Source organism: Lysobacter sp. BMK333-48F3 (assembly GCF_019733395.1).
GTDB lineage: Bacteria > Pseudomonadota > Gammaproteobacteria > Xanthomonadales > Xanthomonadaceae > Lysobacter.
Genome location: NZ_JAIHOO010000001.1, coordinates 4,377,521 through 4,403,506 on the forward strand (window position 1 = coordinate 4,377,521; position 25,986 = coordinate 4,403,506).

17 protein-coding genes are annotated in these 25,986 nt (G+C 69.5%); 8 read left to right on the top strand and 9 right to left on the bottom strand.

The genetic code is table 11. The annotated features are described in order from the left end of the window. The first annotated feature begins 62 nt into the window (after positions 1 to 62). Entirely contained in the window at positions 63 to 2,507 is a 2,445-nt protein-coding gene (locus tag K4L06_RS18825) for a TonB-dependent receptor (protein WP_221672855.1), read from the top strand. A gap of 214 nt (positions 2,508 to 2,721) precedes the next feature. Next, positions 2,722 to 3,966 (top strand): MFS transporter, encoded by a 1,245-nt coding sequence (locus K4L06_RS18830; protein WP_255595249.1) that lies wholly within the window; start codon positions 2,722 to 2,724, stop codon positions 3,964 to 3,966. Between the two features lie 233 nt (positions 3,967 to 4,199). Here the strand turns inward: K4L06_RS18830 and K4L06_RS18835 are convergent, their stop codons facing one another. The 3 genes from K4L06_RS18835 to K4L06_RS18845 form a co-directional block, all read right to left on the bottom strand. Then, a complete protein-coding gene (locus K4L06_RS18835; RefSeq protein WP_221672856.1) occupies positions 4,200 to 4,760 on the bottom strand; it encodes a hypothetical protein in 561 nt (186 codons plus the stop codon). 196 nt (positions 4,761 to 4,956) lie between these two features. After that, a complete protein-coding gene (locus K4L06_RS18840) occupies positions 4,957 to 6,462 on the bottom strand; it encodes a DUF2235 domain-containing protein (RefSeq protein WP_221672857.1) in 1,506 nt (501 codons plus the stop codon). Positions 6,463 to 6,499: 37 nt separating this feature from the next. Beyond that, on the bottom strand, positions 6,500 to 7,048 hold the full coding sequence (locus tag K4L06_RS18845; protein WP_221672858.1) for a hypothetical protein: 549 nt from the start codon (positions 7,046 to 7,048) through the stop codon (positions 6,500 to 6,502). A 593-nt stretch (positions 7,049 to 7,641) separates the two neighbouring features. On the opposite strand from K4L06_RS18845, the gene K4L06_RS18850 reads away from it, so the two are divergent. The 3 genes from K4L06_RS18850 (at position 7,642) to K4L06_RS18860 (ending at position 12,356) form a co-directional block, all read left to right on the top strand. Beyond that, positions 7,642 to 8,427 carry a TetR/AcrR family transcriptional regulator gene (locus tag K4L06_RS18850; RefSeq protein WP_221672859.1) on the top strand — a complete coding sequence of 262 codons (786 nt, stop codon included), beginning with the start codon at positions 7,642 to 7,644 and terminating at the stop codon, positions 8,425 to 8,427. A 244-nt stretch (positions 8,428 to 8,671) separates the two neighbouring features. Further along, a complete protein-coding gene (locus K4L06_RS18855) occupies positions 8,672 to 9,145 on the top strand; it encodes a hypothetical protein (protein ID WP_221672860.1) in 474 nt (157 codons plus the stop codon). Positions 9,146 to 9,326: 181 nt separating this feature from the next. Beyond that, positions 9,327 to 12,356 (top strand): TonB-dependent receptor, encoded by a 3,030-nt coding sequence (locus K4L06_RS18860; protein WP_221672861.1) that lies wholly within the window; start codon positions 9,327 to 9,329, stop codon positions 12,354 to 12,356. Between the two features lie 219 nt (positions 12,357 to 12,575). Here K4L06_RS18860 and ugpC read toward each other — a convergent pair whose 3' ends face one another. Then, positions 12,576 to 13,679 carry a sn-glycerol-3-phosphate ABC transporter ATP-binding protein UgpC gene (gene ugpC, locus K4L06_RS18865; protein ID WP_221672862.1) on the bottom strand — a complete coding sequence of 368 codons (1,104 nt, stop codon included), beginning with the start codon at positions 13,677 to 13,679 and terminating at the stop codon, positions 12,576 to 12,578. Positions 13,680 to 14,167: 488 nt separating this feature from the next. On the opposite strand from ugpC, the gene zwf reads away from it, so the two are divergent. The 3 genes from zwf (at position 14,168) to pgl (ending at position 17,477) form a co-directional block, all read left to right on the top strand. Continuing rightward, a complete protein-coding gene (gene zwf, locus K4L06_RS18870; protein WP_221672863.1) occupies positions 14,168 to 15,589 on the top strand; it encodes a glucose-6-phosphate dehydrogenase in 1,422 nt (473 codons plus the stop codon). Further along, on the top strand, positions 15,586 to 16,566 hold the full coding sequence (gene glk, locus K4L06_RS18875; protein WP_221672864.1) for a glucokinase: 981 nt from the start codon (positions 15,586 to 15,588) through the stop codon (positions 16,564 to 16,566). Before zwf ends, glk begins: the two co-directional genes overlap by 4 nt. A 164-nt stretch (positions 16,567 to 16,730) precedes the next feature. Beyond that, the gene (gene pgl / locus K4L06_RS18880) at positions 16,731 to 17,477 is read left to right on the top strand and encodes a 6-phosphogluconolactonase (RefSeq protein WP_221672865.1); all 747 of its coding nucleotides are present in this window, start codon (positions 16,731 to 16,733) and stop codon (positions 17,475 to 17,477) included. Between the two features lie 222 nt (positions 17,478 to 17,699). Here pgl and K4L06_RS18885 read toward each other — a convergent pair whose 3' ends face one another. From K4L06_RS18885 to K4L06_RS18905, 5 genes are all read right to left on the bottom strand, one after another. Beyond that, positions 17,700 to 20,969, bottom strand: coding sequence for a discoidin domain-containing protein (locus tag K4L06_RS18885; protein ID WP_221673690.1), 3,270 nt, complete (start codon positions 20,967 to 20,969; stop codon positions 17,700 to 17,702). Positions 20,970 to 21,039: 70 nt separating this feature from the next. Then, on the bottom strand, positions 21,040 to 21,876 hold the full coding sequence (locus K4L06_RS18890) for a carbohydrate ABC transporter permease (protein WP_255595254.1): 837 nt from the start codon (positions 21,874 to 21,876) through the stop codon (positions 21,040 to 21,042). Further along, positions 21,873 to 22,751, bottom strand: a complete 879-nt coding sequence (locus tag K4L06_RS18895; RefSeq protein WP_221672866.1) for a sugar ABC transporter permease — start codon at positions 22,749 to 22,751, stop codon at positions 21,873 to 21,875. The genes K4L06_RS18890 and K4L06_RS18895 overlap by 4 nt, the downstream gene beginning before the upstream one ends. Further along, positions 22,748 to 24,022: a sugar ABC transporter substrate-binding protein gene (locus K4L06_RS18900; RefSeq protein WP_221672867.1), complete on the bottom strand. Its 1,275-nt coding sequence runs from the start codon at positions 24,020 to 24,022 to the stop codon at positions 22,748 to 22,750. The genes K4L06_RS18895 and K4L06_RS18900 overlap by 4 nt, the downstream gene beginning before the upstream one ends. A gap of 250 nt (positions 24,023 to 24,272) precedes the next feature. Then, a complete protein-coding gene (locus K4L06_RS18905) occupies positions 24,273 to 25,931 on the bottom strand; it encodes a glucoamylase family protein (RefSeq protein WP_221672868.1) in 1,659 nt (552 codons plus the stop codon). Positions 25,932 to 25,986 lie beyond the last annotated feature (55 nt).

Sequence of the window (25,986 nt, forward strand, 5' to 3'; positions counted from 1 at the left end):
GCAGATCCGACCGCCAACCGCAATCCGAGCAAGAGAACTTTCAGATGAGTGGGGAGAACACCATGCAACGCGCATCGTCCAAGCAAGCTCGCCTGATCCGTTACGCCCTGTCCGCGGCGATCGCCGCCGCCCTGGCGCCGGGCGCCGTCCTGGCCCAGGAGCCGGCCGCGCCGGCGCCCACCGCGCAGGAACCCGCGCCGGCGGCGCCCGCCGCAGCGTCCGACAGCAAGGAAGCGGCCACCACCCTCGACGCGATCGTGGTCAGCGGCACCGCGCGCTTCAAGGGCCTGCGCAAGCGCGACGCCAGCTTCTCGATCACCACCGCCTCGCTGGAGCAGATCCAGGAAGCGGTGCCGCTGAGCACCGCCGACGCGCTCAAGGTCGTGCCCGGCGTGTGGGCCGAATCGGCCGGCGGCAGCACCGGCGCCAACATCTTCGTCCGCGGCATGCCTTCGGAAGGCGATGCCCCGTTCGTGACCGTGCAGATGGACGGCGCGCCGCTGTACCCGCCGCCGACCCTGTCGTTCCTGGAGAACTCGACCCTGTTCCGGATGGACGACACGGTCGAACGGATGGAAGTGCTGCGCGGCGGCCCGAGCCCGATCTTCTCCAACGGCCAGCCCGGCGCGACGGTCAACTTCATCCAGAAGAAGGGCGGCGAAGAACCCGCCGGCAGCGTCCGCATCGGCCTGGGCAGCGACAACTTCCGCCGGGTCGACCTGTTCAACAGCGGCAAGCTCGGCGAAGGCTGGTACTACAGCGTCGGCGGCTTCTACCGGGTCACCGACGGCGTGCGCGACACCCAGTTCCCGGCCGACAAGGGCGGCCAGCTCAGCGCCACCCTGACCCACAGCTGGGACAGCGGCGAGGTCACCGTCTACGCCCGCCACACCGACGACAAGAACGCCTTCTTCACCCCGATCCCGCTGTTGTCGCGCAACAACGGCAGCAGCCTGTCGAGCTTCCCCGGCCTGGACGCGCAGACCGGCACCCTGCTCGGCAACGACTTCCGCCACGTCGAGATCCCGACCGGCCGCGGCACCAGCATCCGCCGCGACCTGGCCGAAGGCCGCGGCATCAACCTCGACGTGTTCGGCGCCTCGATGGACTTCTACGCCGGCGACTGGACCATCAGCGACCGGGTCAACTACGTCAGCGGCAGCGCCCCGACCAACGGCCTGTTCACCGGCGCCAGCCCCAAGCGCATGGCCGACTACATCGCCGGCTTCAACAGCGCCGGCACCGCCACCTACGTCAACGGCGGCGGCGCGGTCGACCCCAACCAGCAGGTGCTGACCGCCGGCTTCTGGGTGGTCGACAAGGAACTCGAATCCTTCACCAACGACCTGCGCTTCAGCCGCGACCTGTTCGAGGGCAACACCTTCACCGCCGGCGTCTACTACGCGCGCTACTCGTCCAAGGACACCTGGTACCTCGGCAACAACATGCTGCTGACCGCGCAGAACAACGCGCGCCGGATCAACCTGACCCTGGCCGACGGCCGCCAGGTCACCCGCGACGGTTTCGTCGGCACCTCGTTCTTCTCCCTGCGCGGCGACTACGACGGCCAGAACACCGCGGTGTTCCTCGCCGACGAATGGCAGATCAACGACCGCCTGCGTCTGGACGGCGGCGTGCGCTACGAGTGGCAGCAGGTCGACGGCACCGTGCACGACGTGGCCACGGTCGACCTGGACGGCAACCCGAACACCCTCTACGACAACGCCACCTCGATCTCGCTGCCGAGCAGCCGCCGGATCGACCAGGACGACCACCACTTCTCCTGGACCCTGGGCCTGAACTACAAGCTCAACGACACCAGCAGCGTGTTCGCCCGCGCCAACTCGGGCTACAAGCTGCCGGCGTTCGACAACCTGCGCGACGGCAACACCAAGATCCAGGAAATCGACCAGTACGAGCTCGGCTTCAAGTCCGGCAACAACGTCTACGACCTGTACCTGACCGCGTTCTACAACAAGTTCACCAACTCGCCGTTCCAGGCCTTCCTCGACGACGGCACCAACTTCACCACCGTCGGCGACTCGCGCGCCTACGGCGTGGAAGTGGAAGGCGCGGTGCGGCCGATCGGCGGCCTGGAGCTGGCCCTGACCGGGATCTGGCTGGACGCGCAGTACGAGAACTACCGCGAGTTCACCGGCAACCAGGTGATGCGCCAGCCCAAGCAGCAGTTCCGCTTCACCCCCAGCTATTTCTGGAACCTGCCGTTCGGCGACCTGAAGATCTTCGCCACCTACTCGCACATCGGCGACCGCTACGCCGACCTGGCCAACACCCAGAAGCTGCCGTCCTACGACACCCTGGACGTGGGCGCCAACCTGCACGTCGGCGAGAACTGGGAGTTCGCCTTCACCGGCAGCAACGTCACCAACGAGCTGGGCCTGACCGAAGGCAACGTGCGCGTGCCCGGCGCGGCCACCGGCGGCGTGTTCATGGGCCGTCCGCTGGCCGGGCGTTCCTACCTGTTCTCGGCCGCCTACCGCTGGTGATCCGGCGTCCGCGCCGCCGCTCGGCGGCGCGGCGCTAGCGGGGCCGCCGCGCGCGGCCCCGGCCCCCGGCTTACCTCACCGTTCGCGACGGCCGGCGCTCGTGGCTGCCGCCCTCCCCCTCTCTCCGGCGTCCGCACTTGGCAAGCCGCCGCGAACGGTCTTTTATTAGCTCGCTCCGGCCCCGCGCCGGAGCGCTCACCGGAGCCACGCCCGCATGAACCGAGGCCGCATGATCCTGGCGATGATCCTCACCTACATGGTGTTCGGGATCCTGCTCAACAGCGTCGGCACGGTGATCCTGCAGTCGATCCAGGGCTTCGGCATCGACAAGGGCCAGGCCAGCATCCTGGAAGCGTTCAAGGACCTGCCGATCGCGATCGTGTCGTTCCTGACCGCGGCGCTGATGCCGCGGCTGGGCTACCGCCGGGCGATGATGCTCGGCCTGGCCCTGGTCGGCGCGGCCTGCGCGCTGATGCCGCTGCTGGCCTCGTTCTGGATGACCAAGCTGCTGTTCGCCGCGACCGGCATGGCCTTCGCCCTGGTCAAGGTCTCGGTGTATTCCTCGATCGGCCTGCTGACCGAGGGCAAGCAACAGCACGCCAGCCTGACCAGCACCATCGAGGGCTGGTTCATGGTCGGCGTGCTCGCCGGCTACTGGATCTTCGCCTGGTTCATCGATCCGCAATCGCCCGGCGATCCGGTCTGGCTGCGGGTGTACTGGCTGCTGGCGGCGGTATGCGCGGCGATCGTGCTGCTGCTGGCCGGCTCGCACCTGGACGAACGCGCCGCGCGCGACGGCCATGCCGCCGGCGACTCCTTCCTCGACATGTTCCGCCTGGTCGCCCAGCCGCTGGTCGCGGTGTTCCTGGCTTCGGCCTTCCTGTACGTGCTGATCGAGCAGAGCGTCGGCACCTGGCTGCCGACCTTCAACCGCGAAATCCTGCACCTGCCGACCACGATGAGCGTGCAGGCGGCGAGCATCTTCGCCGTGTCGCTGGCGCTGGGCCGGCTCGGCGCCGGCCTGGCCCTGCGCCGGGTGCCCTGGCACTGGCTGCTGATGACCTGCGTGGCGGCGATGGCGGCGCTGGTGGTGGTGGCCCTGCCGCTGGCCGGCGACGCGCGGCCGAACCCGGCCATGACCTGGGCGCACGCGCCGCTGGCGGCCTATGTGTTCCCGCTGATCGGCCTGTTCATGGCGCCGATTTATCCGGCGATCAACTCGGTGGTGCTGAGTTCACTGCCGAAGTCGCGGCATGCGGCGATGACCGGCCTGATCGTGGTGTTCTCCGCCCTCGGCGGCACCACCGGCTCGTTCATCACCGGACAATTGTTCGCCCGCATCGGCGGCGGCACCGCGTTCTACTTGTCGCTGCTGCCGATGGCGCTGCTGCTGTTGGCGATCGCCTTGCTCAAGCGGCAGAGCGGGCGCGCCGAAGCCGCGGTCGCGGCGGCGGCTTGAACGACGGCCGCCTCTGCGGCGCGGCCGACCGCCCCTTGTTCGTCATGCCCGCGAAGGCGGGCATCCAGAGGCTTCAGAGTCATGCTGCGGTGAAGCGCTCAGAGGCTTCAAAGTCCTCTCGCGATGCAGCCCTGGATCCCCGCGTTCGCGGGGATGACGGCAGGTGGGTTTCGCCGCGGGCTGCCAAGCCGTCGTGCCCGCGATGGCGGGCCTCGGCTCCAGCCGGATCGGGCTTACTCTTCCAGCAGCACGTAGTCGCCCTTCGTGCCCCAGCGCTTGCCGACCCGCGCGCACAGCTTGCCGTCGCAACGGGTCAAGGCGCCCGTGCGCGAGGCTTCCAGGATGTCGGCGCCGAACTTGGCGCGTTCGATCTCGCGCATGGATTTGCGGGCGAAATAGACGCTGGCGCCGACCGCCAGCACCGAACCGACCAGCAGCGCGACCACGCCCTTGTACAGCAGGTGCTGCTGCGAGCGCAGCAGCGACTTGCGCTGTTCTTCCAGCGCCTGCGCCGCGCGCTGGGCGGTCTCCGCGCTTTCGCGCAACTGCGCGCCGATCGGGGCGAAGGTCTGTTCGGCGCCGCGGCCGATGGCTTCCTGGGTCTGGGCGCGCACGGCCTGGGCGATCTGCTGCCCCAGCAATTCGGCGCCGGCGCCCATGCCTTGCGCGGTGCGTTGCAACTCGTCGGCGCTGCGGTCGACGTGCTGGACCGCACGTTCGCTTTGTTCCTGCAGATGCTGGGCGAAAATCGCCAGGTCGGCGGCGAGGCGTTTCAGGTCTTGCGCGTCCTGCACGAGGATCTCCGTAAGCGTGCTTTTGAAAACATGATCTTGAAAACGTGCTTCTGAAAAACGTGCCTTTGAAAAGCTCGCTCTTCAAAAACGTGATGTTGAAAAACGTGATGTTGAGAAACGTGTCGGCGAAAACGCGATCTTAAAACGTTTGCTTGAGAACGTGCCGACTGAAGAATCGTGTCGAAGAACCCGTCCCCTACGGCCCCGGCAAGCGCGGCGCGGGCGGCGCCGGAGACTGCGCGGCTTGCTGGGTCGGCGCGGGCGCCGGCTGGACCTCCGGCGCCGGCGCCCGTTCGGCGCTACGGGCCTGGGCGTTCTGATCCTGCTGGCGCTGCTGCTCCTGTTGCTGCCGATACTGCTCGCGGCCGCCCTGCAGCCAGGCCTGGCCGGATTCGGACTGGGCGTAATCCTGGGTCGCAGCGCGGAAGCCGGCATTGTCGCGGTTGCGCGCGGCTTCGACCATCCGCTCGAAGCTGCGCTCGACCTCGTCGCCGCCCTGCGCGCGAGCGCCCGGAGCCTGGCCGCCTTGCACTTGAATGGGCTGGCCGGCGTCCAGCGCGCCCAGCCGCACCGGCGCGGCGCCGATCGGCACTCCGCGACGCTCGAAACGCACGTCCAGCTCGGGATCGATCGGTTCCTTGCGGTAAGGATCGGCCACCGAACCGTCCTTGTGCTGCTGCTTGCTCGCGACCAGGTCGACCCGGTCGCGTTCGCCGTCGCGGAAGTCGCGGGTGGTGTAGAAGAACTGGTGCTTGTCCGAACGATGGACGACGTTGAACGAGGGGTCGTCCGGCTCGACCCGCTTGGCCAGCAACGGCCGGTCGCTGAGGCTGTTGAGGTAGTCGGTCATCAGGTTGCCGCTGCGGATCGACAGGCCGTTGAGCTCGTAGCTGCCGCCGATGTTGCTGTGCGCGCCGCCGACGGTGACGTTGAGGAAGCGCGATTCCTCGGTGAAGCCGGGCCGCAGCAGGCTGGTCGACTTGAACTGGTCGCGGCGCTCGTCCTCGGCGGTGATCTGGAAGCCGGACACCACCGACGGCGGCAGGCGCCGATCGTGCAGGCGCGGCTCGCCGGTGCCGACCGGATCGAACAGCCCTACCGCCTGCGCCACCTGGCCCGGCGGCACCAGCGGCGGCTTGGTGTATTCGACGCCGACGATGTTGCCGTCGCCGTCCTGACGGTACTTGGCGCCGCTCGGATCCTGGATGCCGCGCTCGTGGACCAGGCGCGCGAACGCCGCTTCCTGCTCGGCGCCGCGGCTGAAACCGATCCCGGCGACGCTGATCCGCGCCTGCGGGTCTTCGCGCAGCCATTGCTTGGACTGCTCGGCGAACTGGCGGTACATCTGCTCCACGCGCGGCTCGAAGGTATGGCCGGTGGCCATGTCGCGGGTGCTCTTGAACCAGCCGTCCTGGGTGCCGGGGCCCTCGACATAGCCGTAGCCGACGTTGCGGTGCAGGCCGGCTTCGAGCTGCTGGACCACGTTGGCGACGTTGGTGTGGTTCTTGGGGTCGTCCTTGTACATGCTGTTGCCGGTGCCGTCGAACGCGGCCACGAACAAACGCGCATGCGGGTCTTTCGAATCCAGCAGCAACGGCGACTGCAGCCGCGCCAGTTCGGCGCTGGCCTCGCGGTAACTGTCCAGGTCGTGCCGGTCGGCGGGATAGGTCTTGACCCCGTCCGGATGCTTTCCACCGCCCATCGCAAACTCTCCTTAGTTCTGCGGCCCGCGAGGGCGGTCAGTAGCTGCGGCTGAACACCTTGATCAGGTCGGCGCGGTAGTCGCTGTGCGGATTGGCCGGGTCCTGCGGCCGCCTCAGCGGAATGAAGCAACGGCTGTAGACGTTGATGGTGCGATCGTCGACTTCCAGGATGATCTCCGGCTCGCCGATGCTGGCGCCGTCGGCGATGTCCTCGCGGGGCACCTCATGCCGGACCAGTTGGTCGCCGAAGATCTCGGCGATGTCGATCCGCGCCTGCAGTTCGGTCTTGTCCTTGGCCCGCCAACGCACCTCGGCCGGGCCGGGGAAGTTGCGGATGTCCAGGTGCCCGCCCTTCATCCGCTCGCGCAGGTCGGCGCCGTAGGACGCGGCCGAGGGGCTCAGCGCCTCGGGCTCGGGCCGGCCGTGCGGGAAGCCGTTGTAGAGGATCTGGCAGCCCCAGGTGTCGAAGCAGTAGGCGCCGAAGCGATGGCGCTGGAAGCGCAACGGCCATTCGCTCGAGGAACCGGCGGCCGAAGAACCGGCGGCGGCCGAAGCGGCGGAGCTGGAGGCGGCGGAACTGGACATGGCGGTTTGACATCCTGTGGCGGCGAATAGGACCAGCGCCAAGGCCACGGCTCGGGCGGCGCGGCGCGTCGGCGCGGCGGGCGCGGTACGGCGGCGACAGCGGCCGGTCGCGGGCAGACGATCCATCGGGTCCCTCCTGGAAGCTGAACGTTATCACTCCCCGCCCCGACCCGCCCACTGTACGGATCGGCGGCGGGGCGTATCGACACACGCGAGCCGCCAGCGCCGAGCGCGCCTCGGGCCACGCGTTGCGCAGCAGCAAGAACCGGGCCGTGTCGAGAAAAAAACGGACCGGCTTCGCGGCCGATTCCGCGGCAACCGTTGCAGATTCCGACATTGGCGGCCGCGACCGCGCCAGACAGTGCGCGCCGCCGCGATTTCACCGCGTGGCGCCGTGCCACATACGCCAACGTCTGTTGGAACGGCCGTTTGAAAGCAACGCTCAAACCGCCGCTCCAAACCGGGCTTGAAACCCGCGTCTGAAAGTACCGTCTCAAGCTGCCGCTTCAAGCTGCCGTCTCAAGCCGTCCTTCGATGCCGAACCAAGTGCGCGTCCGACCGACTGCCGCGTCGCGCCCCGCCCACGAGCGCCGATGAACACTCGCCCGCTGCTGCCCGGCAACACCAAGGCCCGCCTGCTCGAGGCGGCCGAGGCCTTGTTCATCGAGCACGGCTACGAAGCCATGTCGCTGCGCCAGATCACCGGCCGCGCGGTGACCAACCTGGCCGCGGTCAACTACCACTTCGGCAGCAAGGAGGCGCTGATCCAGGAACTGCTGCAGGAGCGTTTCGACCGGCTCAACCAGGAACGCCTGCGCCTGCTCGACGTGTGCGAGCAACGCTACGGCACCGAGGCCATGGACGCCGCCGCGGTGCTCAGCGCGCTGTTCGTGCCGGCGCTGCGCATGGGCCGCAACCGCGCCAACGGCCCGGCCTTCGTGCGCCTGCTCGGCCGCGTCTACAGCGATCCCTCGCCGTTCATCCGCGACTATCTGCGCGAACACTACCAGCCGATCTTCGGCCGCTTCTTCGGCGCGTTCGCCCGCGCCCTGCCCTATCTGTCGCGCAACGAATTGGGCATGCGCCTGCACCTGTGCCTGAAGGCGCTGGCCGGGGTGCTGGCCGGCGAGAACATGGACGAGCTGATCGCCGCGCTGTGCATGGGCGAGGAAGTCAGCGACTCGCTGGTGCTGGCGCGCTTGATCACCTTCATTTCGCCGACCCTGACCGAACCGTTCGGCAACGCCGAACAGATCGGCAAGGTCGAGCGCGTGGTGCTGCTCGCCGACGCCGCGGCCCAGGCCGCCGATGCGCAGGCGGCAGCGCGCAAGCCTTCGGGAATCCTGCCGCCGTGGGCGGTCGAGGTGGTGGAGACATGACCCCCCCGGGCCGCGCTCCGCCCTCGCCGCCGCGGCGATAGCGACCAACGAATCGCGCCGGCCCAGGACCGGCGCCGTGCGGACCACCGGGCGATGCCACGCGGGCATCGCGACGCTCCCGGCGCTCCGCCCCAGCCTCCGCCGCATGCGTCGCGGCGCGGCCGTCCTGACCCGTCGCGGCACAGCGGCCGCGGCGCAACGGTGCATTGCACCTCACCTTTCCAGCCTGTTTGGAGACTAGACCATGTCCGCAATCCGAACTTTCGCGTGGGTTTCCCTGATCGCTGTCGGTGCGTTCGCGGCAAGTGCGGCGTCGGCGGCTTCGCTGACCCCGGTCAACAGCGGCTTCAGCGCCAGCGGCCCGACCAACCTCACCGGTCCCGGCGGCGTCGGCGGGCCGTGCACGTCGACCTTCTACGGCAGCATCGACGCTTTCGGCAACGGCACCATCAACGGGCCGGCCTCGACCTTCGTCGGCAGCTCGCTGATCTGCAGCGTGATCAAGGGCCAGAACACCTGGCAGTTGGTGCCGACCTCGCCGACCACCGGCGAGCTGCGCAACGTGCGCGTGGTCGCGCTGGGCCTGATCGCCTGCCAGGGCACGGTGCGCGGCACCCTGGTCGGCGGCGTGTTCACCTTCGACACCGTCCTGCCGGGCAATTGCCGGGTCAGCGGCACCCTGACCACGTGGCCCACCGTGGGCATCGCCTGGCCGTAAGCCTGCGCGGTTGCGCAAGGCTCCGGACCTTGCGCAGCCGCTCGCCGCCGCCGGCCGCGATCCAGGGGAACGCAGGCCGCGCGTCCGTCGCCCACCCACCGCTCACCCATTGCCAGGCCATCCAGCGCAGGCCGGCCGATCGCGAACGCCGCCGCGCGCCATTCCACGAGGGGGATATCCGATGCCGTCGAGTCATCCACGTTCGCCCACCGCGCCGCGGCGCCGCGCCTTGCTGCTGGCCCTGCTGTCCGGCCTGGCGGCGCAGGCCGTTGCTCAGCAGTCCGTTGCTCAGCAAGCCGCCGCCCAGGACGGCGCATCGGCGGCCGCGGCCGCCGATGCGACCACGCTGGACGCGGTCATCGTCACCGCGCAAAAGCGCGCCGAACGCATCCAGGACGTGCCGATCGCGCTGTCGGTGTTCAGCGCCCAATCCCTGGACGAACTCAAGATCGAAGGCGGCGCCGAGCTGTTGCGGGCGACCCCGAACGTGAACTTCTCCAAGAGCAATTTCGCCAGCTACAACTTCTCGATCCGCGGCGTCGGCACCAAGGCCTTGTCGGTGACCACCGACCCCGGCGTGGCGGTGAGCTTCAACAGCACCCCGCTGATCCGCAATCGCCTGTTCGAGCAGGAGTACTTCGACGTCGACCGGATCGAGGTGCTGCGCGGCCCGCAAGGCACCTTGTACGGCCGCAACGCCACCGGCGGCGTGGTCAACATGATTCCCAACCTGCCCAGCCTCGACGGCTTCGAGGCCAATCTCAAGGGCGAGGTCGGCAACTACGACAGCCGCCGCGTCGCCGGCATGCTCAACCTGCCGGCCGGCGACAGCCTGGCGTTCCGCCTGGCCGGCGCCTGGACCCGCCGCGACGGCTACGACTACAACACCGTCACCCGCCGCGACGTCAACGACCGCGACCTGTGGTCGGCGCGCGGCTCGGTACTATGGACGCCGAACGAGCGGGTGCGCGCCAGCCTGGTCTGGGAGCATTTCGAAGAAGACGACCGCCGCTCGCGCACCGGCAAGCAGCTGTGCCACCGCGATCCCGGCCCGGAACGGGTCGGCGCGAGCGCGACCGACGCGCCGTTCTACCGCGAATACCTGAGCCAGGCCTGCCTGCCCGGCTCGCTCTACGACGACGACGCCTTCGGCACGCCCAACGGCGCCAGCCTGCCGCAGATGCTGGTCGCGCCGGGCTTCGTCAAGCTCGGCTGGCTGCCGGATTTCAGCGATTTCGTTTACGCGCTGCGCGGCGGCGTGACCGCGCCGATCGATCCGTTCGGCAACGCGCGCCAGTCGCGCGACCTGCGCGAGATCGCGACCAGCTACGACCCGCGCTTCAAGGCCGAGAACGACGTGGTCCAGCTCAATTTCGATTTCGACCTCGGCAACGGCCTGAGCCTGGTCTCGCAAAGCGCGTACTCCAAGGACGACTACTACTCGACCCAGGATTACGGCCGCTTCGCTTCGGTGCCGATCTTCAGCGATTCCGACGGCGCGGTCGACGACGAGGGCAATCCGGCCTTCGCGCTGACCCCGGGCGGCGTCTACACCGACCCGCAGCTCGGCCCCTCGACCGGCTATCTGGCGGTCGACCTGAGCCGCGCGCGCAGCAAGCAGTGGTCGCAGGAGCTGCGCCTGCAGTCGGACTTCGACGGCCGCTTCAATTTCAACGTCGGCGCCAACTACCTGGACTTCGAGATCGACGAGGACTACTACGTCTTCAACAACATCTTCTCCCTGCTCGCCCAAGGCTTCTACAACCAGGACGCGCTGCGCGGCATCGCCGGCTACCCGCCGCTGGACTGCCCGCAGAATCTAGACCCGAGCCTGCCGTTCTACCTGCAGTGCGTGTACATCGACCCGAACCCGATCGACCGCATCGACGGCAAGGGCCACAACTATTTCCGCAGCCGCAACATCGCCCGCACCCGCTCCTGGGCGGTGTTCGGCGAGGGCTATTGGCAGCTGTCGGACACGGTCAAGCTGACCGCCGGCCTGCGCTACACCGACGACACCAAGATCACCACGCCGGTGCCGAGCCAGCTGCTGCTGGCGCCGGGACTGCGCGGCGGCGGCCTGGTCAACAGCGGCTACCCGACCCTGCCCGACGTGCGCCAGAGCTGGGGCAAGTTCACCGGCCGCCTGGTGCTGGACTGGAAACCGGACCTGGCCTACACCGACGACACCCTGGTCTACGCCTCGCTGGCGCGCGGCTACAAGGCCGGCGGCACCAATTCGCCGGGCATCGGCGCCGACCCGGAATTCCTCGGCTTCATCCCGCGCGACGCCACCTTCGCCCCGGAGTACGTCAACGCCTTCGAGATCGGCACCAAGAACAGCTTCGCCGGCGGCAAGCTGCAGTTCAACGCCTCGGCGTTCTATTACGACTACCGCGATTACCAGGTCTCGCAGATCGTCGACCGCAGCGCGTTCAACGAGAACTTCGACGCGACCTCCTACGGCCTGGAGCTGGAACTGGCCTGGAAGCCGACCGACCGGCTGCGCCTGGACGCGAACCTGGGCTGGCTCAAGACCCGCATCGCCGACGGCGAGCGCTCGATCGACGTGATGAACCGCACCCAGGGCGACCCGGACTGGGTGGTGGTGCGGCCGTGGCTGCAGCAGGCATCCAACTGCGTCGCGCCCAAGGACTACGTCGAGCGCATCCTCGCCGTGGCCGGCGACTACAACATCGCCCCGACCATCCTCAACAACTTCTGCAGCCCCAAGTTCTTCCTCGGCGGCGACCTGTTGCCGGGCGGGTTCTACGAATCGCTATTGGGCTTCAGCTACGACCCGCGCACGGACGGCCCCAACGGCGGCCAGGGCTTCTACGCCGACCTCGGCGGCAACGAGTTGCCGAACGCGCCGCGGCTGACCTTCAACCTGGGCGCGCAATACACCTTCCTGCTCGGCGACAGCTGGGACCTGACCGTGCGCGGCGATTACTACCGGCAGAGCAAGAGCTATGCGCGGGTCTACAACACGGTCAACGACCGGCTGCGCTCGTGGAGCAACGCCAATTTCTCCCTGACCCTGAACCGCCCGCAGTCGGACCTGAGCGTGCAGTTGTACGTCAAGAACGCGTTCGACAAGACCCCGATCACCGACGCCTTCGTCAACAGCGACGACAGCGGCCTGACCACCAACGTGTTCACCCTCGACCCGCGCATCGTCGGGCTGAGCGTGCGCAAGGGGTTCTACTGAGCGGCGGTTCCGGGGGCGCATCGAATCGGTTTCGCGGCCTGCGCCGTGCCCGTCTCCCCTCTCCTGCGGGCACGGCGCGGGTCGTTTTCCCGGGCAAGGGTAGGAGCGGCGCAAGCCGCGACCGCGCAACCTGCGGATCGCGACGCGGCGACATGCACGCCCGCGGTCGCGGCTCGCGCCGCTCCTACCCCAAACCGCCCAATCCCCAATCCCCAATCCCTAATCCCGCGCCAAAGCCGCCTCACTGCCCGGATCGAAGAAATGCATGCGCTCGGCCTCGTACGCCAGGTGCAGTTCGTCGCCGACCTTGGGCAGGTCGTAGGGCGGCAGGCGCACGACCAGTTCGTCGCCGCCGCAGCGCAGGTTGAGGAAGGCTTCGTTGCCGACCGGCTCGACCACTTCGACCCGGGTCGCCAGCGTGTCCGCGCCGGCCGCGGCCGGACGCAGGTGTTCGGGACGCAGGCCGACGATCAGCTCGCGCCCGAGATAGCCGCGCACGGCCTCGGCCGCCTTACCCGCCGGGCGCAGCGGCAGTTCGACGCCGTCGGCGACGCGCAGGACCAGGCCGTCGCCGCGCTCGCCGACCACGCCGCTCAGGGTGTTCATCTTCGGGCTGCCGAGGAAGGTGGCCACGAACAGGTTCACCGGGCGCTCGTACAGCGCCATCGGCGTGTCGATCTGCTGCACGTGGCCCTGCTTCATCACCACGATCCGATGGCCCAGGGTCATCGCTTCGATCTGATCGTGGGTGACGTAGATCATGGTCGTGCCGAGCTGGCGGTGCAGGCGCGCGATCTCGACCCGCATGCCCATGCGCAGCTTGGCGTCGAGGTTGGACAACGGCTCGTCGAGCAGGAACACCTGCGGCTGCCGCACCAGGGCCCGGCCCAGCGCGACGCGCTGGCGCTGGCCGCCGGACAGCGCCGCCGGCTTGCGCTGCAGCAGCGGCTCCAGCTCCAGCATCGCCGCGGCCGCGCCGACCCGCTCGGCGATCTCGGCCTTGCCGGCGCCGCGCAGCTTGAGCCCGAAGCCGAGGTTCTCGGCCACGCTCATATGCGGATACAGCGCGTAGCTCTGGAACACCATGGCGATGTCGCGGTCCTTCGGCGGCACATCGTTGACCCGGCGCTCGCCGATGCGCAGTTCGCCCTCGCTGATCGTTTCCAGGCCGGCGACCATGCGCAGCAGGGTCGACTTGCCGCAGCCCGAGGGCCCGACCAGCACCAGCAGCTCGCCGTCCTCGATCTGGAAACTGGCATCGGCCACGCCGACATAACCGTTCGGATAAACCTTGCGCAGACGATCCAGGGTGACCTTGGCCATGAACTCTCCGACGAAAACGAGCGCGGCGGTGCATTCGGCGCCGCCCTCGGCTATTCTGCCATGTAACCGTTTACATGCACGCCCTTCCGGTGTGCCGCGACACGGAACCGCCTCTTGCCCGAGCCTCGCTGCCGCCGCCTCCACCGTACCCTCGCGCAGGGTGGGCCGTGAACCCGGCGCCCGTCCCTGTCCGCGCATCGTCGGCGGCCGGGCCGCGGCGACGCGCACGCGTCCGCGACGGCCGGCACCGTGGCCGCGATCGGGTCGCCTGCGCCCACCGTCGCGCACGAGTGTGCCGGCAAGAATGCGCCATCCGCGCCGCCATCGCGCGCATCGCGACACGCGGCATCGCCGCGTCCGGCCGCTATGTCGCCGGACGCCCCCGCGGCGATATGCTTGACCCCGCCTCGGCGTCCGCGCGCGCATCGGCTCGAAAGCCGGCCGCGATCGCCCGAGTTTCCCCCTTCCCCCTTTGGTCCGCGCGTTCCATGCACGACACCCTGCTGTTGTTCGGCGCCACCGGCGATCTCTCCCAGCGTTACCTGTTTCCGTCCCTGGTCCATCTGTGGCGCGACCGCCTGTTGCCGCCGGGCTTCCGCATCGTCGCGGTCGGCCGGCAGGAACTGAGCGACGAAGAATTCCGCGCCTGGCTGCGCGAGCGCATGGCGGCCGAGGCCGCCGACGACGCCGGCGTGGTCGAAGACCTGCTGGCGCGGATCGCCTATGTCTCGGTCGACCTGCGCGACGAGACCGCGATCGCGCAGGCGCTGTCGGCCTACGCCGACCGCCCCAGCGTCAGCTACCTGGCCACCCCGCCGGACCTGTTCGTGCCCTGCGCCCAGGGCCTGAAGGCCGCCGGCCTGCTCGACGGCGAATCGCGCCTGGTCCTGGAAAAACCGATCGGCCGCGACCTAGCCTCGGCGCGCGCGATCAACGCCGCACTCAAGGCCTGCCTGGACGAAACCCGGATCTTCCGCATCGACCATTACCTGGGCAAGGCGGCGGTGCAGAACCTGCTCGCCCTGCGCTTCGGCAACACCTTGCTGGAAGCGGTGTGGCAGCACCGCTGGATCGAGTCGGTCGACATCCTGGTCGGCGAGACCGCCGGCGTCGACGGCCGCGAAGGCTATTACGCCGACTACGGCGCGCTGCGCGACATGGTCCAGAACCACATGCTGCAACTGCTGGCGCTGATCGCGATGGAGCCGCCGTCGGCGCTGGACGCCGACAGCATCCGCGACGAGAAGCGCAAGGTGCTGCGCGCGCTGCGGCCGATGAGCGAGGCCGACGTGGCCGAGCACACCGTGCGCGGCCGCTACGGCGCCGGCGTGGTCGAAGGCCGCGCGGTCAAGGGCTTCGTCCACGACCAGCCGGTGGAAACCTTCGTCGCGGTGCAGACCTGGATCGACAACTGGCGCTGGGCCGGGGTGCCGTTCCGGCTGGTCACCGGCAAGCGCCTGGCCGAACGCGCGACCGAAGTGGTGGTCTCGTTCCGCCCGGTCGCGCACTGGCTGTTCGACCGGCCCAAGCGCGGCCGCGAACGTCCCAACCACCTGCGCATGCGCCTGCAGCCGGACGAGACCATCGAGCTCGGCCTGATGGGCAGCCTGGCCGCGCCGGAATGGGGCGCGCTGGAACTGCGGCCGATGTCGCTGGACTTGTCGATGTCGTCCTCGCCGCAGCGGCGCATCGCCTACGAGCGGCTGCTGGTCGACGCGCTGCGCGGCAACCAGACCCTGTTCGTGCGCGACGACGAAATCGAAGCGGCCTGGCAGTGGATCGACAGCATCGAACAGGCCTGGAGCCGCAACCGCCAGCCGGTGCTGGAGTACCCTGCCGGCTCCTGGGGCCCGGCCGAAGCCGAGGCTTTCCTGCCGCCGCTGAACGGCCAACGCGGAGGCCGCGCATGAGCGGCGCCCTGCTCGCGGACATCGGCGGCACCAACGCCCGCTTCGCCCTGTCGAAGACCGACGGCGCGCGCCCGCAGTTGTGCGCGGACAGCGTGCAGGTTTTCGCCGTCGCCGACTTCCCCTCGCTGGCCGATGCGGCCCGCCACTACCTCGACCGCAGCGGCGCCACGCCCACCCATGGCGTGTTCGCGGTGGCCGGACGGGTCGACGGCGACGAGGCGCGGATCACCAATCACCCCTGGGTGATTTCGGCCGAACGCACCCGCCTGGCGCTGGGGCTGAGCCGGATCGACCTGGTCAACGATTTCGCCGCGCAGGCGATGGCGGTGTCGCTGCTGCAGCCGACCGATGTGGTGCCGATCGGCGGCGCGCGCTGGAACGGCTGGGACGACGAGCGCGACCGCACCTACGCCATCATCGGCCCCGGCACCGGCCTCGGCGTCGGCGGCCTGCTGCGCCGCGACGGCCGCTACTACCCGCTGCAGACCGAAGGCGGCCACGTCAGCTTCGCCCCGGGCACGCCGGAGGAGATCGAGGTGCTGCAGCGCCTGTCGGGCGAGTTCGGCCGGGTCTCCAACGAGCGCCTGATCAGCGGCAGCGGCCTGGTCAACCTGCACCGCGCGCTGAGCCAGATCGCCGGCGAAGACCCCGGCCCGCTGCAGCCGGCCGACATCACCGCGATGGCGCGCGAAGGCGACGCCCGCTGCCTGCGCGCGATCGACCTGTTCTGCGCGGTGTTCGGCGCCGCCGCCGGCGACCTGGTGCTGACCCTGGGCGCCTGGGACGGCGTGTTCCTGCCCGGCGGCCTGGTGCCCAAGCTGATGCCGTGGCTGGCCCATTCCGGCTTCCGCCAGCGCTTCGAGCACAAGGGCCGGTTCTCGCCGACCATGGCGCGGATCCCGACCCTGGCGGTGACCCACCCGCAGCCCGGTCTGCTCGGCGCCGCGGCGCTGGCGGCGCAGCGCGTGCCGGCGTAGGCTCCGTAGCGGGCCATCGCAGTCACCGTCGCGCCGTCACCGGCGCGCGACGACCGAGCGAACGGCCGGACCTTGCGTCCGGCCGTTCGTGCATCCGGGCCCCGGCCCGCTCGGCGGCGCCCGCGCAAACGCCGTTTTAAAGCGCGTCGTGCGAAGATCGGCGCATGCTCGAGGACTCCCTGCCCGTGCCGCACGACCCGGCCCAGACCGTGGCCGCGCCGTACCGTTGGCACGAACACCGCAGCATCGATCACTGGACCTGGGCCTGCGCGGTGGCGATCGCCGCCGAACTGCGGCGCGAACTGCAGCGCCGCTCGCGCGCGCGGCTGCTGCTGTCCGGCGGCACCACCCCGGCGCCGGTGTATCGCGCCCTGGCGCGCGCGCCGCTGGACTGGGCCCGGGTCGACGTGGCCCTGGTCGACGAGCGCTGGCTGCAGCCCGGCGATCCCGACAGCAACGCCTGGCTGGTGCGCCAGCACCTGCTGCGCGACAACGCCGCCGCGGCGCGCTTCGAATCCCTGACCCGGCCCGGCCAACGCATCGAAGAAGCGGTCGCCGCCGCCAATGCGCACGCGCTGCAGCCGGCCGGCGCGGTGGTGCTGGGCATGGGCGAAGACGGCCACACTGCCTCGCTGTTCCCCGGCATGGCCGGCCTGGAACGGGCCCTGGCCTCGCGCCAGGCCTATGTCGCGGTCGACGCCCAAGGCTGCCCCGGCGCGCGCGACTGGCCGCGCCGGATCAGCCTGACCCCGCGCGGCCTGGCCCAGGCGCAGGCGCGCTACCTGCTGATCCACGGCGCCGGCAAACGCGACGCGTTCCTGCAGGCGCTGGCCAGCGGCGACCTGCAGCGCTGGCCGGTGCTGATCGGCCTGCAAGGCCCGGCGCCGCTGGACGTGCACTGGTACCCCTGAGCGCGATCCTTCGTGCAGCGACGCACCGGTCTGGAGGCAACGCGGTCGCGGCTTACGCCGCTCCTACCAACGGCGATGCCACGCGACCCCGCTTGTGCAGGAGCGGGGTAAGCCGCGACAGGGAACGCGCAGAACCCCAACGTCGTCGCCAATGATCGACACCGAACACTGCCGCCAAGCCGTGGCAGCGGCGTCATCTGCCGTACGATCCGCGTACACGCCTCAACGCAGCTCGACCACCACCTCCGCCGGCGCGCGCTCCAGCTTCAACTCGTCGCCGTTCCACACCGCGATCTTGCCGTCCACCCGGGTCGCGCCCGGAGCGCCGGCGTACGGCCACTTCAACACTACCCCGCCCGGCGGCAGTTCGAGCCCGGACGCCAGGCTCAGCCGCAGCTGTTTGCCGTCGCGGCGCAAGCGATAGCCCAACTCGCCGTAAGGCGTGCGCAGGCCCTCGACCGACACGCCCTCGCCCGCCAGCCATTCGCCGGGCACGCCGGCGCCGATCACCAGCGCGCGGTCGCGGTCGCGCGTGTATGCGAACAGGTCCAGCGCCGAGCGCACGTAATCCGATTCGACCCAGGCGTGCGGCAGATCGCCGACGAAGAACGGCGTGCGCGGCGTGCGCGAGACCACTTCCGCCCACTGGTTCCAGGCCCGCGGCTGCTGGTCCTTGAAGAAGAACGCCAGCGCCTCGTGCGCGCGCTCGCGCCAACCCAGGCGGACGAAGCTGCCGATGGTGCGCAACTCGTAGGGGGTGTAGTCCTTCCACTGCCGGCGGCCGTCGCGGCGTTCGACGAACTCCTTCCAGTAACGTTCGAAGGTGTTGTGCAGCAAGCGCTCCGGCAACAACCCCTGCTCGCCGCCCGGCGCCAGGGCGATGGTGGTCGAGGTCGCGTCGAAATCGCCGAGCTCGGCCGCGCCCGGCAGGTAGTCGATCTTGTGCGCCTGCGCCGCGGTTTCCAGCGAGCGGTACAGGTCGGCGCGGAACTCGTCGCGCGCCGCGGCGAAGGCGCGCGCCTGCTCGTCCTTGCCCAGCCACTGGGCGATGTCCGCCGCGTCCTTGTAGCCGCGCAAGGCCCAGAAATTGTCCCAGTACGAGTGCATCGGCTTGGCCGAATAGCCCTCGTGGCTGATCGAGGCCGGCATCATCCCGTAGAAGGCCGGGTTGCGCGCGCGGTTCGCCTCGGTGCGCTCGCTCAGGCGCAACTCGTCCATGTAGCGCACCGCGCCGGCCACGTGCGGCCACATCGCTTCGAGCAGGGCGCGGTCGCGGGTGTAGCGATAGATCTCGGCGACGGTGAAGATCAGTTCGCCGTGGCTGTCGTTCTCCGGCACCGGGTCGCTGCCGCGGTCGTCGACGCAGCACGGCACCTTGCCGTTGTCGAACTGGTACGGCGCGTACCAACGCAGGAATTCCTCGGCCACATCCTCGCGCCCCATGCGCAGCAGGCCTTCGCCGATCATCGCGCCGTCGCGCACCCAGGCGCGCGCGTAGGAACGCGTGCCCGGCTGCAGGCGCGGGCCGACCCGGCTGATCAGCATGTGCGCCAAGCCGGTGCGCAAGGTGTCGACCACGTGCTGCCCGGCCTTGGGCACACGCAGCCTGACCCGGTCCAGCTTGTCGCGCCACGCCGCCGCGGTGCGTTCCTGCCACTGCGCCGCCAACGCCGGATCGCGCACCGGCCAGAAGCCGTCGCCACGCCTGGGCATGACCAAGGCGACTTCGCGGGTTTCGCCCGGCGCCAGCCGCATCGGGTACAGCAGCACCGCCGAGCCCAGCCCGGTCGGGTCGGTGACCGCGTCCTGGTCCGGCCACGGCGCCGGCGAACGCAGCCGCTCGACCGCCTCGCCGCTGTGCAGCGCGGTGGCGAAGCCGGCCGACACCGGCGTCAGCGATTGCAGCGCCGGCCGGCCGTCCACCGTCAGCGTGCCCGCGGCCAGGTCGAGCTCGAGCGCGCCGATCGCGCCGACGCCGCCGGTGGTGCTGAGGAACTGGGTCGGCGGATTGACCTGCAAAGGCCGCACCGCCAGAGCCAGGGTGGCGTCGCGCGCCTGCGCGGCGTCGTTGCGCAGCCGGTAGCGGGCGACGATGCGCTGGCCATCGCCGGGTGCGCCGAGATCGCGGGGGTCGCTGGGATCGCTGGACTGGGGCGCGAACGCGACGATGTCCAGATGCAGTTCGTCGGCCTTCCACGACACCGCCGGTATCGGCAGATAGCCGTCCTGCAGGCTCTGGCCGAGCTCGGCATCGGCCCAGGTCAGCAGCCGGCCATGCGCCGAGGCGCCGGCGCCGCGATCGCTCAACAGGAACGGTTCGACGCTGAAGCCGCCCTTGTTCGGCTCGATCGCGCCGTCCTCGCCGATCAGGCTCTGCACCGCGCCGCCGTCGGTGCCGAACAGGGTCCAGTACGGTTGCTCGCCGCTGAAGCCGCGCGGATAGCTGCCGCGCGGCGCGCGCTGGGCCAGTTGCCTGACGTAATCGTTCGGCGTCGCCGCGAACGCCAGCGGCTGCACGCTGATCTCGGCCAGGCCGAAGCCCAGTCCGTTGCCGTGCAGCGGCAGCAGGCGCACATACCGCGCCTCGCTCTCCGGCAGCGGCAGCAGGTCGCTGCCGCCGTTGCCGCCGCTGACCGCATAGGCTTCGCGCCAGCGCCGGCCGTCGTCGGAGAGCTCGATCCGATAATCCGAGGCGAACTCGTCGTCGGCCCATCGCAGGGCCAGGCCGCCGAACTCGCGCACCCGGCCCAGGTCCAGGGTCAGCGCGGGATCGGGCGCGACCTGGAAACCGGCGCGCCAGGCGGTGGCCGGATCGCCGTCGGTCGCGAACGCGGCGCGGCTGCCGCTGGCGCTGGAGGTCGCCGCTACGCGCCCGGTCAAAGGCGCGCCGTCGTCCTTGGCCAGAGCCTGGAAGCGCAGTTCGTCGAAGCACACCGAGCCCTTGCCGCCGACGCTGTTGTAGACGGTGAATTCGAGCTTGGCGCTGCGGCGCAGGGCCGGATCCGGCGCCGGCCCCCAGGCGCGGCTGATGTGGCGCTGCTTGTAGGCCACCGGCGTCCATTGCCTGGGGTAGACGTAGCGCGGCTTGTTGACCCACCACACGTTGTCGCCGCTGGCGTCGACCAGCTTGAACTGCAGGTCGTTGTCCGGCGAATCGCCGCGCAGGCGGAAATCGAAACGGTAGTTGTCCGGATACTCGATCGGCAGTTCGCGCTGCAGCCCGGCGTAACCGGACACGCCGTTGAAGTCGTAGTCCAGGCACAGGCCGCGGCCCTGCGCGCCGTCGACCGGACGCAGGCTCGCCCGGACCTGGTTGGACGTCACCACCGTCCACGGCGCCGCCGATTCGAAGCCGTCGAGCAGGCGCGACGCCCCCTGCGCCGCGGCCGACGCCGGCAGGCCGATCGCGGCCAGCAGCGCCAGCGCGCCGATCCGCAGCGGCCGCGCCGCTTCCGAGCGCGCGGCGACCGCCGCGCTGCCTAGTGTCGCCATCATTCGCACCTCTGTGCCGCGCCGTGCGCGGCCTGTTCGCGCACGCGGCGCGGTCGCGGCGGCGTCGGCCTCAGCCCTTGACGCTGCCCACCAGCAGGCCCTGCAGGTAGTAACGCTGCAGGGCCAGGAACAGCAACAGTACCGGCACCACGGTCACCACCGAACCGGCCATCATCATTTCGTTGTCCTGCACGTGCTCGCGCGACAGCGAAGCCAGCGCCACCGGCAGGGTCTGTAGGCTGTCGTCGCTGAGCACGATCAGCGGCCACATGAAATCGTTCCAGGCGCCGAGGAAGCTGAAGATCGCCAGGGTCACCAGGATCGGCCGCAGCACCGGCAGCACGATCTGGAAGAAGATCCGCCACTCGCCGGCGCCGTCGATGCGCGGCGCCTCCAACAGCTCGTCCGGGATCGAGCGCGCGTACTGGCGCACCAGGAAGATGCCGAAGATCCCGGCCATGCCCGGCACCACCGCGCCGGCGTAGCTGTTGATCAGGCCCATCTGCTTGAGCATCAGGAACAGCGGCATCATCGATACTTGGGCCGGGATCACCAGCGCCGCCAGCAGCAGCCGGAACACCCGCTCGCGTCCGGCGAAGGCGAGCTTGGCGAAGGCGTAGCCGGCCAGGGTGTTGAGCAACACCGCGATCGCGGTGACCAGGGTCGAGATCAGGAAGCTGTTGAGCAGGTAGCGGCCCATGCCCATGCGCGAGAACAGCTCGGCGTAGTTGTGCAGGGTCGGCGCCGCCGGCAGCAGCGGCGGCGGGAACGCGCTGGCCTCGCCCGGCTGCATCAGCGACACCGCGAGCATCCACAGCAGCGGCGCCACGCTTAGCGCAGCCAGCGCGATCAGCAGGCCGTTGACGATGGCCCGGGCCAGCCAGGCCGGCATGCCCGCCTCGTTCATTCGACCCCCTTGCGGCGCGCGATCCACATCAGCGCGCTGGTGGTCGCGGTCATCAGCACGAACAACAGGAAGGCCACCGCCGAAGCGTTGCCCAGGTTCCACCACTTGAAGCCTTCTTCGTACATCAGGTACAGCACGCTGACCGTGCTCTGTAGCGGGCCGCCCTGGGTGATCACGTAAGGCTCGGCGAACAACTGGAAATAGCCGGCCAGGGTCAGGATGCTGACCATCAGCAGCACCGGGCCGAGGATCGGCAGGGTGATGTGGCGGAACTGCCGCGCCGGGCTGGCGCCGTCGATGCGCGCCGCCTCGTACAGGTCCTCCGGGATCGCCTGCAGGCCGGCGAGGAAGATGATCATGTTGTAGCCGAAGTTCTTCCACACCGCGAACAGGATGATCGCCGGCATCGCCCAGTCCGGATCGCCGAGCCAATCCACCGGATCGATGCCGAACCGGCCCAGGCCCCAGTTGATCAGGCCGTAGCGGGTGTGCAGCAGATAGCGCCAGATCACCGCCACCGCGACCACCGTGGTCACCACCGGGGCGAAGAACGCGGTGCGGAACAAGGGCTTGAACCAGGCCAGGCGCGAATGCAGCAGCAATGCCGCGCCCAGCGACACCGCGATCGACAGCGGCACGCCGACCGCGACGAAGTACAGGGTGTTGCCCAATGCGCTCCAGAACAACGGGTTGCGCAGCAGGTTCAGATAGTTGTCGAAGCCGACGAAGCGCAGGTTCTCGCTGTGCGCCAGGGCGTAGATGTCGAAGTCGGTCAGGCTCAGCGCCAGCGCCGCCAGCACCGGCACGGCGAAGAACACCCCGATCACGCTCAAGGCGGGCGCGGCGAACACCCAGCCGGCGGTGGACGGCTTCATCCGCCCTCCCCGGCCGCATCGGCCTCGGCGCCGATGGTGCGCTGGTCGAGCATCCAGCGCCGCTTCTCCAGGATCCGGTCGGCGCGGCGGTCGAGTTCGGCCGCGGCCTCGTCGACGCTGAGCCGGCCGTTGGCCAGTTGCTCGCCGACCAGCTTGATCTCCATCGCGATGCGCTCCCACTCCGGCACTTTCGGCGTCGGCCGCGCGCGTTCGAGCTGGTCGCGGAACGCGTGCGCGTACGGGTCGGCGAGCAGCGCCGGCGCATTCCACGAGGCGCGCCGCGGCGGCAGGTTGCCGCTCAGGCCGTGAAAGCGCACCTGCACCTCGGGCTCGGACAGATACGCGATCAGTTTCCAGGCCGCATCCGTCTGCCGCGAGCCGCGGAACAGCACGAAGCTGGCGCCGCCGGCCACCGACGCGCCCGGGCCGTGCTCGCCGGGCAAGGGCATGGTCATCCAGCGGTCCTGCAGGTTCGCCGGCAGGCGCTTCTTGAACTCGGCGATGTTCCAGGGGCCGTTGACGTAGAAGCTGAAATAGCCGCGGCCGAACTCGTTCCAGACATTGGCGATCTGAGTGTTGCTGGCCAGCGGCGCCCACTTGCGGTCGAAGGCCTCGCGGTAGAACGCCAGCGCGCGCTTGAAACCGGGGCTGCGGAAATTGCCGTAGCGGCCGTTGTCGCGCAGCAGCGGATCGGGCGACTGGATGCCCAGGTTGAGCAGCGGCTCGGGCTCGTTGAGCGGAAACAGCACTGCGTAACGGTCCGGCCCGACCTCGCGCTTGATCGCGGCCATCGCCTGCCGCCACTCGGCCCAGGTCGCCGGCGGCCGCTCGATCCCAGCCTGAGCGAGCAGATCCTTGCGGTAGTACGGCAGGCGGGTCTCGACGTACCACGGCACCGCGTAGGTGCGGCCGTCGATCACGCCGGTGTCCCAGGCGCCGGCGAAGTAGTCGTCGCCGCGCGGGCCCGAGCCGCCGGCCAGGCGCCGATCCAGCGGCTCCAGCGCGTCGAGCAAGGCGAACTCGGAAATCCAGGTATTGCCGATCGCGCCCACGTCCGGCAGCGAATCGCCGGCGAACGCGGTCAGCAGCTTCTCGTGCGCGGCGGTGATCGGCAGTTGCTGCACTTCGACCCGCAGCTGCGGATTGCGCCGTTCGAACTCGGGAATCAGGCGCTGCACGACTTCACCCTCGAAGCCCATCGCCCAGAACTTCACCACCGTGCGCTGATCGTCGCGGCTCGAGCAACTGCCCAGCAGCAACGTAAGCACCATCGCCGCGATAATCCGCCACACCCACGCTACCCGCCGACGCCGCCAAGTCCATTCCCCTCTTTGAAAAAGGGTGAGAGCGTGCGCTAGCGAACCGAAGGTTCGCGCATGATCGAACGCCAGCAGGCTGTGCCTGCTGGCCGGACGGGCCAGGGGGGATTTGCTTTTGCATGACGCGTCACACAGCCGCATCGGCACCGCAACGCGTGCGCCGCCCATACGCCTGATGCCTGGCGCGCCCGCCCTCACGCCCTCATTCCGGTTTCGGCGCATTCTGCTTCGCCGGCGCGTTGCCGCGGTTGGCGCGCGATTCCGCCTCGCCCAGCGCGCGCGCCGTGGCCGGGTCGATGGTGCCGGACGGCTTGGCCGCCGGCGCGGCCTTGGCTTCGCCCGGCTTGGCCCCGTCCTTGCCCGACGCGGCGTCCTTCGGCGCCAGCCAGCCGCCCTTGAACCCGGCGCGCTGCAGGCCGCTGCGGATGTAGGGATTGCGCTTCATCACGTTCCACACGAACTCGTTGCGGTAGTTCGTGATCATGGTCAGGATCGGCCCCTGGTCGATGCCGATGTAGTCGCTGGCCACCCAGCCCTGGTCCGGCACCAGCCGCCCGGTCTTGAACGGGATGTCGTACTTGAAGCTGGGATTGAACGAATCCAGGAAGCCGTAGCTGGAATAGATGAACTCGCCGTAGCGCTCGTGCATCGACACCGTGGTCGGGATCACGATCTCCGGCGCGAACGGCAGCGAGGCGATCGCCGCGGTCGGGGCGATGGTGCCGTCGTCGAAGTTCTCGCGCAGGCCGGCGCCGCGCGCCGAGTAATGGCGGAACTGGCGCTGCTCGCCGCGATACTCCTGCAAGGTCTGCTGCGGGCCGTCGCTGGCGGTCAACCCCCACAGCTCGGGGCCGTAGTCCTCCCACTTCATCGGGTTGGCGATCGCGTAGGCGCGCTGGGCGTAGGCGGCGCGGCGGCTGTTCTCGAAATAATCGATCCCGCGCTCGCGCATGTAGTCGTCCTGGATGCCGCGGAAATCGATCCAGACATGGCTGTACTGGTGGCCGAACAGCGGACCGAAGGCCAGGAACTCCTCGCCCTGGTACACGCCCCAGACATCGTTGTAGGTGCGCGTCCACACCGTCCAGGCTTCCGGCTCGACCGGATGGGTCGGCGAACCCAAGGCCAGCACGTACAGCAGCATGGCCTCGTTGTAGCCCGCCCAGTCGTGCTTGATGAAGCCCGACTCGGGGAACCAGCCCATCGAGATCAGCGGCTTGTTCTGCTGCAGCCACTGCCAGTCCACCCGCTTGTACAGGGTGTCGGCGATCTCGCGGATCTCCTTCTCGCGCGCGTCGTCGCGGTCGTAGTAGGACTGGGCGAACAGCACGCCCATCATCAGCAGGCCGGTGTCCACGCTCGACAGCTCGACCCAGCTGTCGTAACGCTGGCCCTTCTGCATGTCGAGGAAGTGGTAGTAGAAGCCCTTATAGCTGCCCTTGCCGCTGGCCTGCGGGCCGCTGGGCAGGTCGCGCAGGAACTTGAGCGTGGTCAGGGTGCGGTCGACCGCCTGGGTGCGGCTGACCCAGCCGCGCTCGATCCCGATCGGGTACGCGGTCAGGGCGAAGCCGACCGAGGCGATGCTGGCGAACGGCCGCGACGGATAACGGTCGGGCGTCAGGCCGTTCTGCTCGTTGCTGGTGTCCCAGAAGAACTGAAAGGTGCGCTTCTCGATGTCGCGGAACAGCGGCGGCAGTTCCATCCGCTCCTGCTTCAACGGTTCCACCGTCACCGGTTCCGGCGTCACGATCGGCTGGGTCTGCGATTGCGTCTCGGGCTTCTTGCAGGCCGACAGCGCCAGCAACAGCGCGCCCAGGACCGCGAAGGAAACTGCTCGTGTTGCCGGCTTGACGCGTCGCATGAAAAACCCAAGACCCCTGTCTTTGATTGAATCGAACTCGAGGAAGCGGCGCCGG